12 protein-coding genes are annotated in these 11,918 nt (G+C 52.5%); all 12 read right to left on the bottom strand.

Translation table 11 applies throughout. The features are described 5' to 3' along the window. Positions 1-127: 127 nt before the first annotated feature. On the bottom strand, positions 128-910 hold the full coding sequence (gene sigG / locus AAFJ72_RS14015) for an RNA polymerase sporulation sigma factor SigG (protein WP_122906118.1): 783 nt from the start codon (positions 908-910) through the stop codon (positions 128-130). Positions 911-1,057: 147 nt separating this feature from the next. Further along, positions 1,058-1,780, bottom strand: coding sequence for an RNA polymerase sporulation sigma factor SigE (gene sigE / locus AAFJ72_RS14020; RefSeq protein ID WP_122906117.1), 723 nt, complete (start codon positions 1,778-1,780; stop codon positions 1,058-1,060). A 2-nt stretch (positions 1,781-1,782) separates the two neighbouring features. Further along, positions 1,783-2,745, bottom strand: a complete 963-nt coding sequence (gene spoIIGA / locus AAFJ72_RS14025) for a sigma-E processing peptidase SpoIIGA (RefSeq protein WP_432774404.1) — start codon at positions 2,743-2,745, stop codon at positions 1,783-1,785. 265 nt (positions 2,746-3,010) lie between these two features. After that, complete coding sequence (gene ftsZ / locus AAFJ72_RS14030; RefSeq protein ID WP_122906115.1) at positions 3,011-4,162, bottom strand: cell division protein FtsZ; 1,152 nt, start codon at positions 4,160-4,162, stop codon at positions 3,011-3,013. A gap of 158 nt (positions 4,163-4,320) precedes the next feature. Next, complete coding sequence (gene ftsA, locus AAFJ72_RS14035; protein WP_122906114.1) at positions 4,321-5,574, bottom strand: cell division protein FtsA; 1,254 nt, start codon at positions 5,572-5,574, stop codon at positions 4,321-4,323. A 141-nt stretch (positions 5,575-5,715) separates the two neighbouring features. Further along, positions 5,716-6,063 carry a small basic family protein gene (locus AAFJ72_RS14040; RefSeq protein ID WP_432774405.1) on the bottom strand — a complete coding sequence of 116 codons (348 nt, stop codon included), beginning with the start codon at positions 6,061-6,063 and terminating at the stop codon, positions 5,716-5,718. 2 nt (positions 6,064-6,065) lie between these two features. Next, positions 6,066-6,812 (bottom strand): DUF881 domain-containing protein, encoded by a 747-nt coding sequence (locus AAFJ72_RS14045; protein WP_432774406.1) that lies wholly within the window; start codon positions 6,810-6,812, stop codon positions 6,066-6,068. 24 nt (positions 6,813-6,836) lie between these two features. After that, positions 6,837-7,547 (bottom strand): DUF881 domain-containing protein, encoded by a 711-nt coding sequence (locus AAFJ72_RS14050; RefSeq protein ID WP_432774407.1) that lies wholly within the window; start codon positions 7,545-7,547, stop codon positions 6,837-6,839. Positions 7,548-7,570: 23 nt separating this feature from the next. After that, entirely contained in the window at positions 7,571-8,365 is a 795-nt protein-coding gene (locus AAFJ72_RS14055) for a cell division protein FtsQ/DivIB (RefSeq protein ID WP_432774408.1), read from the bottom strand. A gap of 146 nt (positions 8,366-8,511) precedes the next feature. After that, the gene (murA, locus tag AAFJ72_RS14060) at positions 8,512-9,768 is read right to left on the bottom strand and encodes a UDP-N-acetylglucosamine 1-carboxyvinyltransferase (protein ID WP_122906110.1); all 1,257 of its coding nucleotides are present in this window, start codon (positions 9,766-9,768) and stop codon (positions 8,512-8,514) included. A 15-nt stretch (positions 9,769-9,783) separates the two neighbouring features. Then, a complete protein-coding gene (gene murB / locus AAFJ72_RS14065) occupies positions 9,784-10,689 on the bottom strand; it encodes a UDP-N-acetylmuramate dehydrogenase (protein WP_432774409.1) in 906 nt (301 codons plus the stop codon). Positions 10,690-10,794: 105 nt separating this feature from the next. Continuing rightward, entirely contained in the window at positions 10,795-11,898 is a 1,104-nt protein-coding gene (murG, locus tag AAFJ72_RS14070; RefSeq protein ID WP_432774410.1) for an undecaprenyldiphospho-muramoylpentapeptide beta-N-acetylglucosaminyltransferase, read from the bottom strand. Positions 11,899-11,918 lie beyond the last annotated feature (20 nt).

The raw sequence follows: 11,918 nt of genomic DNA on the forward strand, positions 1-11,918 counted from the left end.
TTTCTCCGTTACTCTCAGTATATGAACCGTAGGAAGAATATGTCCTTCTCCCCTGAAAAAACAAAGGCGACGCTTCCTGCCATAAAAAAACCCAACGGCACAAAACCGTCGGGAACGATGCAGCTTCTCATTGCGATTGTACGTGCTTTTGCATGTGGGCGATGGCCGCCTTTTCCAGCCGGGAAACTTGCGCCTGCGAAATTCCGATTTCTTCCGCTACTTCCATCTGGGTTTTTCCCTCGTAAAAGCGCATGGATAAAATCATTTTTTCCCGTTCCCCCAGACGTTGCATGCCTTCGCGGAGGGCGATTTCCTCGACCCATGTGACGTCCTTGTTCTTTTCATCGCTGATTTGATCCATGACGTAGATGGGATCGCCCCCATCCTGATAGATCGGCTCAAAGAGCGATACAGGGTCCTGAATCGCATCGAGCGCGAACACGACATCCTCCTTGGCGACGTTCAATTCCTGGGAAATCTCGGTAATGGTGGGCTCTCGCGAATGCTTGTTGGTCAGGTTGTCTCGCACCTGAAGGGCTTTGTAGGCGATGTCCCGCAGCGAGCGGGAAACGCGGATCGGGTTGTTGTCGCGCAAATAGCGCCTGATCTCCCCAATAATCATCGGGACGGCGTACGTAGAGAACTTCACGTTTTGTCCCAGATCAAAGTTGTCGATCGCCTTCATCAATCCGATGCAGCCTACCTGAAACAGGTCGTCGACGAATTCCCCGCGATTGTTGAACCTTTGAATCACACTCAGCACCAGACGCAGGTTGCCGTTGACCAGTTTCTCGCGGGCAGCCAGCTCACCGCTTTGCAGGCGCTCAAACAAGTCACGCATTTCCTTGTTTGTCAGCACCGGAAGCTTGGAGGTATCCACCCCGCATATCTCTACCTTGTTGCGCGTCACGTCTTTCCCTCCTCGAAGCAAGAAAAAAGTCCCTAACCCGGTTGTCTTGAAAGGCCGCGTACTGACGCGTAGCCGCCAAGAAGGTGGCAAAAACCACCATCTGTTACGGTTTAGGAACAGTATCCCCTGAGGCTGGGAAAATATGCGTTAGACCATTTTGTTGAATTCTTTTCGCAACCGTTTTATAATTCGCTTTTCCAGACGGGAAATATACGACTGCGAGATGCCGAGCAGGTCGGCCACGTCTTTTTGCGTCTTCTCCTCTTCGCCGGCCAGCCCGAAGCGCAGCTCCATGATGATCCGCTCCCGCTCGGACAGTTTATCCAGCGCTTTTTTCAACAGCTTGCGGTCCACCTGGTCCTCGATGTTTTTGTAGATCGTGTCATTCTCCGTGCCGAGCACATCCGACAGCAACAGCTCGTTGCCATCCCAGTCGATGTTGAGCGGCTCGTCAAAAGAAACCTCGGAGCGGATTTTGTTGTTGCGGCGCAAGTACATCAAAATCTCGTTTTCGATACAGCGGGAGGCGTATGTCGCCAGCTTGATGTTTTTCTCCGGGTCAAATGTGTTGACCGCTTTAATCAAGCCAATCGTCCCGATGCTGACCAAATCCTCGATGTTGATCCCCGTATTTTCGAACTTGCGGGCAATGTAGACGACCAGCCGCAGGTTGCGCTCGATCAGCATGCTGCGCACGGCAGGATCGCCCGAAGGCAGGCGTCCCAGGAGCACTTCCTCTTCTTCTCTCGTCAACGGTGGAGGCAATGCTTCACTCCCGCCAATATAATAGACTTCTTCAGCGCGTGCACCAATCCACAGCAGGAATCGGTACCAGATCAACTGGAGTTGTAGGCGAAGTTTTACGTACATGATTAGCCCTCCTGTTTGAGAATAAAGGTAGGTTCTTGTGTATATGCTTCCATCATGGCAGGATGCACGATAGCCTGATACTTGCCGTCAGCCGAGAGCGGAATCGGATTCAGCCCGATCAGCACCTTTTCGGTTTCATAGCGCAGCCCTTCCTGTATAACCAACACATGATCCGGCTTGATTGCAAGCAAAAAATCCATTCCCCGCGACACGCTCCGATACGGAATCAGTCGCACACGAGACTGCCATTCGCTCGGCAGTTCATCCCAGGACCCGTCCAGCTTCTCCCACACTCCACCGTTCTCTTCGGTTTGTCGGAGAAACGACGGCGGCAGCAGATGAGCCAGCATACGGCTTTCCATAATCATGACCGGCAGACGCGTGATCGGTTCGTGCAGTTGATTGCCTGTGTCCACCAGGCCGCGGCAAATGACTTTTTCATTGGCCACTGTCACCACGACATCGACTAGAAATGTTTCGATTCTGCGCGGCTCCTGGATCGCCTTGTAACTTTTTTTCCCGAGGAAAAAGACCAGTGTGAAGCCGATGAGAAGAATCGCGAGAGTAGGCTTGAAACCGACGCCAAACCCGTCATTGTGCGTCACAACCAACCCGTTGACGATTTCGTTTTGCGGGGCCAAAAAGTATTGCAGAGCGAACACCCCGCCTCCAAAGACAAAAGCGACAAAGTAGAAAATGATTACGTTTTGAACAAACGACAACAACCTCCTGTTACCAAAGGCGATCCAGAGCATGAGAATGGAAAAGAGCAGCTTGACTGACCATTGATACATGGATGAAAACGCCGGGAAAAAGAAAAAGGCCAAATACGAACACCCGAACAAAGAGGCTGCGATCATTCTCCACCACACCACGCGCTCTTTGCGAAAATACGCCGTAAACCAGAGCAACAAGGTATCAATGGCGAGGTTGAGGAGTAGAATGATATCGAGATACACCACCACTGGCTCCCACCTCCGATCTGTTCTCGCCTTCGCGAAAATCCGAGAGCTGCAAGAGTTGTCAGGTGTACTTAACAGCCAGTGCTGCGCTTTTGTGCGTACACCGGCTTCTATCAGTCAGTAAAAGCAGTATATAGCAATGTGTATGTAAAGTCTGTCAATTCTTGACCGTGTTTTTTTGGATTTTTTGTCTAACATTTTTTGGTCTAGGCACGCAAAAAAGCCTTGTTCCCGCGAAAAAAGGGATCAAGGCTTTTGGTTGACCACACTATTTTTTGTTGCGACGACGGTTGCGCAGGAAGGCTGGAATATCCAGGTTGTCGAGATTGCTCATGGAGAAGAAAGACTTGTCATCCTCTTCTTCCTTCGCACGGCTCGTATTCACGCTGGAAATCGGCGTCGGGCGGCTGCCGGAGGCGCTGATCGGCTGTTGCTGGCGACGAGGTGCTTCTGCCGCCGCCCGCTGCGACTGCTCAAATCCGGTCGCAATAACCGTAACCACCAGTTCGTTTTTCAAATCTTCGTTGATGACGGCACCGAAAATCATGTTGACATCCGGGTCTGCCGCAGAAGAAACGATGTCTGCCGCTTCGTTTACTTCGTACAGACTCAGGTTTGTGCCGCCTGTGATGTTCATCAGGACGCCGCGTGCGCCGTCGATGGATGTCTCCAGGAGCGGGCTGGAAATAGCACGGCGCGCTGCTTCGGCCGCACGGTTTTCCCCGCTGCCCACGCCAATTCCCATCAGGGCGGAGCCGCGCTCGGTCATGATCGTCTTCACGTCGGCAAAGTCGAGGTTGATAAGTCCCGGTACCGCAATCAGGTCGGAAATCCCTTGCACACCTTGGCGCAGGATGTTGTCCGCTTCCCGGAACGCTTCCAGCATCGGCGTGTTTTTATCGACGATTTCCAGCAAACGATCGTTTGGAATGACGATCAGGGTGTCTACTTTTTCCTTGAGCGCAGCGATACCAGCTTCACCGTGCTGGGAACGCTTACGGCCTTCGAAGGAAAACGGACGGGTAACAACGCCAACAGTGAGCGCACCCAGTTCTTTGGCGATTTCTGCAACGACAGGAGCGGCACCCGTACCGGTTCCACCGCCCATCCCGGCTGTTACGAATACCATGTCCGCACCGCGCAGAGCATTTTCAATCATATCGCGGCTTTCTTCCGCAGCTTTTTTTCCGATTTCAGGATTCGCGCCTGCTCCGAGGCCGCGTGTCAATTTTTCGCCAATTTGCAGCTTGATTTCTGCACTGGACAATTGGAGCGCCTGAGCATCGGTGTTCAGCGTGATGAACTCTACCCCTTTTACACCGCCTGCGATCATGCGGTTGACAGCATTGCTGCCGCCACCGCCGCATCCAATTACTTTAATTCGTGCAAACGATTCCATGTCCATATCAAATTCCAGCATGTTGCTAGTCCTCCCCAATTCAACATAAAAACTTTTGGCCCAAGAAGCCGATTGACAACCGAATGGGACATTCCGTTATTCTCTAACACGTTTTTTACCATGTTTTTTGAGAGACGAAACGTTCCAATTTTCGCCATTGTACCAACGACAGCTAGCGGCTAAATAAACTCGCTAAACCAGTTTTTCACTTTTTCCATCAAACCGCCGCCTTCTTTCGGCTGCTTCACAACGGTTTGCTTCTGAGTGCCCTTGAATGAGGGGGTGACGCTTACGCTGCGGCGCTCCATCAACTGCAAGGCATATTGAATCAAACCTACCCCTGTGGTGTAGGCAGGATCCCGCACTCCGATGTAATCAGGAATTGCGATGCGAACAGGTGCGTCCAATTCTTCTTTTGCCAATTCCAGCATGCCAGGCATCGCTACCGTACCGCCTGTGAGAACGTAGCCACCTGCAATCTCGTCGCGGAAGCCCAGCTTGTAGACGGCTTCTTCGACCAATTGGAATATTTCTGCAGCGCGCGGCTCAATGATATTGGCCAAATCCACTTGCGTAAACTGCTTTTCCACTTCACTGCCAATCCGGCTCACCTTGAACTTCACATCTTCAGAAGCTTCGTCGATCAATGCACACCCGTTTTTTATCTTAACGCGGTCAGCCACATCTGTATGCGTGCGTAATCCCAATGCGATGTCACTCGTAATGTGGTCGCCACCGATGCCGATCACGGTGGTCGCTGCCAGCTTTCCTTGCTCGAATACACCGATCGTGGTAGAACCCGCACCGATGTCGACTAGAACGACACCCATGTTTTTGTCATCTTTGGAAAGGGCGATCGTACTAGCTGCAAGTGGTTGCAGGAAAATGCCAGCCACCCGCAGATTCGTCCGTTGTGCGCAGCGGACAATGTTATGTACAACCGTCTTCAATCCGGTCACGATGGTACCTTCCATTTCCAGTCGGACGCCAATCATGCCCCTCGGGTCTTTTATACTACCTTGCCCATCTACGATGTACTCCTTCGGAACTACCTCAATGATTTCACGGTCCGGTGGAATCGCTACGACTTTCGCTGCCTGAATGACGCGTTGGATATCTTCTTCTCGTATCTCACGGTCTTCGCTAGATACAGCGACAACCCCTTGGGTCTCATGCAACTCGATATGGTTTCCAGTGATCCCCACATACACTTCTTCGATTGAAACACCAACCATACGCTCGGCATGGTCGACTGCTTCCCGGATGGCATGCACGGTTTGGTCGATGTCAACAATCACGCCCTTCTTGATGCCTTCAGAATGTGATTGTCCGACGCCGATGATGTTGATGGAACCGTTGTTGATTTCGCCGATCATGACGCGTACTTTTGATGTTCCAATGTCTAGGCTGACGATGAGTTCATTACTTACCAAACCTGTGACACCTCCCCTGCTACGTCTTTTGTCTTGCTAAAATGAGAACACCTGCATATTTTATTCCACACAGGACAACCATTCCCTTTTTTTCATCTAGAATTTTTGTAAAAATATGACCTTCTTCCCATATTATCGGGCTTACTCCTGCTGATTGATCCAACGGGATAGAACAATTCTCCTAATGACAGCGAGGTTGTTGAAAAGACGTACCCCGAATGCCACAATCGCTGCCAGGTACAAATCAATCCCCAGAAACCCGCCGATAAAGGCAAGCCCGGCTGCGAACAGCGTATTGAAAAAGAATCCGGACAGGAAGATCCGAACGTTGAAGGTGCGCTCCAAAAACGAGCGAATCCCCCCAAAGATCGTATCCAAACCAGCCAAAAGGGCGATGGAGAGATAGCTGCTATACTCCTGGGGCACACGCCAATCCAGAAGGAAGCCGACAGCGAGACCGACAATCAGTCCGATAAGCGGGAGCCACATGGTTACGAATCTCCTTTTTCTTTTACAGGTTTCATAAATTGAATGACGCGTGGTTCTTTGTTTGCAGCAATCAACAGCTTGTCCCGTTTTTCTGCCAGCACCTTTTTATTCGCGAGCCGGAAGTTCTCTTCGACTCCTTCCAGCTTCAAGGCGGACAGCAGCACTTCAGGCTCCCCCAATGCTTTTATCTCATAGGGGGGCTTGATTGTCCTCGTATCGATCTGAATGACATCCCCCACATTGCGAATCGCAGAAGTGGCAACCAGCCTCTGCTCATTGATGGAGATCGCCTGCGCTCCGTTCGCAAACAGGATATTGACCAGCCATCGCAAATCTTCATCGTCAATCGTGTACTCCCCTACGACCGGCACCTGCATGTGTTCGTCCAGAATCGGCTCCTGGGGTGCAGGGGCATCGACGACTTGCAGCACAATGCCCTCTCCTTCCACTTCCACCATTCCGGCCAATCGACGGTTTCGTTCCAGCTCTTCCTTCATGACAGATATGCTTTCGTCTTCACTTAATGAGGTTTCGTACTGGTAATACAGCTGATTATACTTGGAAATATCCGCGAGCAGGTTTTTGTGTTTCTCCAGTTCTTTTTGAAGCGTGGTCCGAAGTTCCGCGATGCTGCGAGACTCCTTGTGTACGGGATGTAAACTGCTGCGCAATTGTACAGCCAACATCACACCTATGATAGCACTAATAATGGCAAGAATAAACGTGATTTTACGGCTTTTTTGTAACATGGGGCAAACGCATCCTTTTCCCTTTTAGGAGTGTTTGGTTTTGGCGTCGCCGACGAACGCCGGCAATTGCAGCTTGTCCTTTTTCGCCAGATCAATTTGCACAAAATCTCGCAGGGAGTGCAGCACCCCTCCCGGCAAATTCAGAGCGCTCTCCATCGTCTCCGGATCGCCGATCGCCGAAATCACAAAAGGAGCAGCCGACTTGATCCCGTTGACGATGATCGTCGGTCCGACACAGCGGATGGAAGAGTTGCTCACCAGCCGCTGGCCGTTGATGCTGATTGCCTCCGCTCCGGCAGCGCGCAGCTCGTTGACGACCAGGCGGACATCCTGCTCATGCACGATGTAGTTGGCGATGTCCGCGCTGTTGGCGGCTTGCTGGCTGTCTTGCATGGTGATGACGATGCCCGGCCCTTCCACGGCTACTACGCCGGAAAGCATGCGCGCGGCTTCCAACTGGCTGAGCGTTTCGGCTGCTTCCGATTTTCGCTGCGCCATTGCTTCCTCGACTTTGCCCACTTGCCGCTGCAGATCGATCAGTTGGTTTTCCAGATGCCTGTTTTGCTCTTTTTCGGACAAAATCCGATCGTTCAATTGCGTTTCCTGCTGGAACAACTGGTCGTTCAGCCGCTCTTTGCGCGTGAGCTTGGTTGTCTCGAACGAGGTCGCTACCAGAAAGCCTGTACAGAAGGTAACAACGGTTAAATATAAATGAAACTTGCGGCGACGACTCATTTGTCTGCTTCCCCTTTTTTTCTTTACTGCGGCTTATCTGTTTGCTGTTGGTTGTCGGCAGGCTTGTCGGCATCATTTGCCGCACCGTACGGAACAAACCACGGCTGTTCAAACATGGAGAGCACCCCTTTGGTACCGGCAGGCAGTTCAGCTACGATAGCCGGGTACCAGTTCAACATTTTGTCGAGCTTGTAGACTACGCTGCGCACCTCGTTGCCGTCTCGCATGTACAAAGTTACCCGTTGCTTATCGTACACCGTCGGCGTCAGAGTTATGTCCGAAATCTCGGCGAGCACGTTCGGCGTCAGTTTGGACAACGCTTTGGCGAGGTTCGGGAGCAGTTCAGGCGCGGACCAGGAGCTGATTAGGGGCCTGTCCACCACGCGATCAGCAAAATTTACCTGCTTCAATATTTTCCCGTTTTCGAGCAGCGGATAGCGGTTGCCGTCCTGGCCGTTCCAGAAAGCGACCCGCTTCAGCTCCGTGACGTGCAGCCGGATGACACCCGGAAAGGAACGGCTGACCGTCACGCTTTTGATCCCCTCAAGCGGCTGCAGATTGTTCTGCACACTGCTCTCCCAGACGTTGAGAAATTGCATGTCACGCACAAGGCCCGACTGCTGGACAATTTGCTCTGCGGTGTAAATGTCATTGCCGATCACCTGAATTTCCTGTACTTTGCTGTACGGTGATCGAATAAAAACGATAATAAGTACGGTAAGAAAAAACAGTACCAAAAGAAAAACCAGCTTGCGGTTTCCTTTTCTTCTGGGACGTTGCTCTTTTACTTGCGGAATGCGTTCTTCATATACCGCCATGGCCGAATCCTTCCTCATGCATTCTAGGCTCATCGCCCGCAAGATAATTCAATCGAAAAAAGAAAATTAATGGATTTATACCAAATAATTGCAACTTTATGAAACAGGGAAAGCGGCATAGCACTATGCCGCTTGTCTTCCCTCGATCATATCGACACCCTCGTGATATCGGCTCCCAGCCTGCGCAATTGCTCTTCCAGCCGATCGTACCCACGATCGATATGATGGATCTGGTTCACCGTGGTAATGCCTTCTGCAGCAAGCCCTGCCAAGACCAAAGCAGCTCCTGCTCGCAGATCCGTCGCTTCTACACTCGTGGCGGTCAGCTTTCCGACGCCGCGAATGATGGCAGAGCCGAGATCTACGTATATGGATGCGCCCATTCGCGCCAATTCATTCACATGTTTGAATCTTCCTTCGAAGATCGTTTCCTTGATAACGCTGGTCCCCCTCGCCTGTGACAGAAACACCATCAACTGCGCCTGCAGGTCTGTCGGAAACCCTGGGTATGGCGAGGTGATGATCCGGTCGTAGGCACGCGGACGGGAATTACTTTTGATTTCCATTATATCATGGCGGGTTTTGATTTCAACACCGCAGCTACGGACAACCTCAATCAATGCGGTGAGTTGCTCAGGCAGCGTGTTGGTCAGCTCGATGTGGCCCTGGGCAATTCCGACCGCCAGCACGAACGTACCTGTGACAATTCTGTCGGGGATGATCCGGTAGCTGACGGAACGAAGCCGCTGCACGCCGGTGATCTCGATCGTATCGGTGCCTGCACCCCTGATCCGCGCGCCCATGGCGTTCAGAAAGTTTTGCAGGTCGATGATCTCCGGCTCCCTGGCCGCGTTGCAGATGCGCGTCGTCCCTTTTGCCAAAACCGCCGCCATCATGATATTTTCCGTCGCACCCACGCTGGGGAAAGAAAGAAAGACATTGGTCCCGCGCAATTGCTTCGCCCGAAATGTAATGTAGCCTTCCGATTCTTCGATTTTGGCCCCGAGCGCTGTAAGCCCCGACAAGTGCAGGTCGATTCTGCGTTCGCCGATGTCACATCCGCCCGGACGCGAGATCGTGACTTCGCCCAATCGGGCCAGAAGCGGCCCGGCCAGAAAAATCGAAGAGCGCATCTGGCTCATTAAATCATCTGGTACATGCGGGACGGAGACAGACGTTGTATCCAGATCGACGCAACCGTCCACATGCTTCGCCTTGGCCCCCAGTGCCGTCAATATTTCCAGCATGACCTTGATATCTTTCAGATGGGGGACATCGTAGATATAGAATTGCCCTTCCGCAAGCACAGAAGCTGCAAGGATGGGAAGAGCAGCGTTCTTGGCTCCTTGGATCCGAAGCGAACCGGACAGAGGTCTTCCGCCTTCGATCGCAAAAGTCTCCAAACTTTCACCTCCGTGTTACCCCTCGCCCACCACCAGAACTTCCGGATGCAGATCAATTCCGTATGTCGCAAGAATTGTGCTCCGTACATGCTCGATTAAGGTGAGGACGTCGGTCGCCGTGGCTCCTCCGCAATTCACGATGAAATTGGAGTGTTTTTCCGAAACCTGAGCTCCACCGACTCGATAGCCTTTCAGCCCTGCTGCCTCGATCAAACGTCCAGCGTGGTCGTTCGGCGGGTTGCGGAACACACTGCCGGCGCAAGGCATCTGCAACGGCTGTGTATGGCGACGACGCTCCTTGTTGGCAGAAAGCGTAGCGGCAATTTGTTTGCGATCGCCATGACGCAGCTGGAAACGGGCCTCCAGCACGATTCCTTTTTCTCTCTGCAAGAGAGAAGTCCGGTAGCTAAAGCTCAGTTCCTCGTTACTCAACACCTTACATTCGCCGTTTGCAAAAAGGATTTCGGCTTCAATAAGAATACGTGAAAGATCAGATCCGTGGGCCCCTGCATTCATATAGACAGCCCCGCCTACCGTACCAGGAATCCCTCCTGCGAACTCCAGCCCGGTCAATCCCTTCTTGCCTGCCTCCACCGCCAGGCGGATCATGGAATATCCGGCACCCACACACACCTCTTCACCCCTGAACTCGCAGTGGCTCAAGCCCTCAGCCACTTTGAGCACGGCTCCGCGAATCCCTCCGTCCCTCACCAGAAGGTTGGAGCCGCGCCCGATTACACTCCAAGGAATTTCATGACGATGGATGATTTGCAAGGCTGTAAGCAAGGATTCTTTGTCCTTGGGCTGGATCAACAAATCAGCAGGACCCCCGATCCGCCATGTTGTATGATTGGCGAGAGGTTCATTGGTCCACACTTTTTCGATCCCTGCTTGCTTCAGCTCATCTGCGATTTTTTTCATTTGTGAACCTCCTGATACGTTTGCTAGGTCGGACCTTTGCGTCTTCTCACGTGTTTGCTCCATACTATGCCATCGCCCAGAGCGGCGTGACACTCGCCCATTCGATCATTTTTTTCCGGAAACCTCTTGCAAGGTGCGAACAATTTCGGTGGCAGCCTGCGGCATGCCGAGCGACAGGGCGTTCTCTTTCATCTGTGCCCACAGCTCACGGCTTTGCAAAAGACCTTCTACCTCGGACAGCAGGCGCTCTCCGGTCAGTTCCTTTTCTACAATCACCCGCGCTGCCCCTGCGCGTTCCAGTCCGCGCGCATTTTTCTCCTGATGGTTGTTGGTCACATACGGAGAAGGGATCAAAATCGACGGCACTCCGAGCGCCGTCACTTCGGCAAGCGTGGATGCACCGGCACGTCCAACCAGAATATGTGTCGCCGCCAAAACGTCCGGCATATTATGGACGAAGGGAAGTACGGAAAGGTTCGCGGGCAGCTTTCCTTTTTCCGCGAGTTGTTGGGAGATGTTTTCAAAATGAACGTCACCGGTTACATATACAAAATGAGTATCGGCATATTTGCCCAGTTGTGTGACGATGGACAGCACCGCTTCATTGATCGCTCTCGCACCGCGACTGCCGCCAAAGATCAGGACGATCTTTTTGCCAACGTCTACCCCGAGAAATCTTCTTCCTGCCTCTGCATCGCCATGCATCACTTCCGTGGCGCGCGGGTTGCCGGTAAAGACTGTTTTTCCCTTGGGAAAATGTGCGAGCGACTCTTCAAACGACACGGCCACCCGCGTAGCCTGCCGCGACAAAAACTTGTTGGTCAAGCCCGGAACGACGTTTTGCTCGTGAATCAAGGTCGGAATGCCCAAACGGGCCGCGGCGTACACGACCGGGCCGCACACGTAGCCGCCTGTGCCGACGACGACATCCGGCCGGAAGTCGCGCAGCATTTTTTTCGCATCGGAAACCGCCCGAATGAATTTCCACAAAGTCTTGATGTTGTCGAGTGACAGCTTTCGTTTCAAGCCGCTGATTTCCACAGACTGGAACGGAATGTCTGTGCGCGGCACGAGCTGCGCCTCCAGCCCTTTTTTACTGCCGATATACAAAAAGGCAGCCTGCGGTGTCTGGCGAGAAACTTCCCTCGCCACCGCAAGCGCCGGATAAATATGTCCACCTGTGCCACCGCCTGTAAGGACGACGCGCATACAATCACACCCTTATTTTT

Source organism: Brevibacillus gelatini (assembly GCF_050920745.1).
GTDB classification, from domain to species: domain Bacteria; phylum Bacillota; class Bacilli; order Brevibacillales; family Brevibacillaceae; genus Brevibacillus; species Brevibacillus gelatini.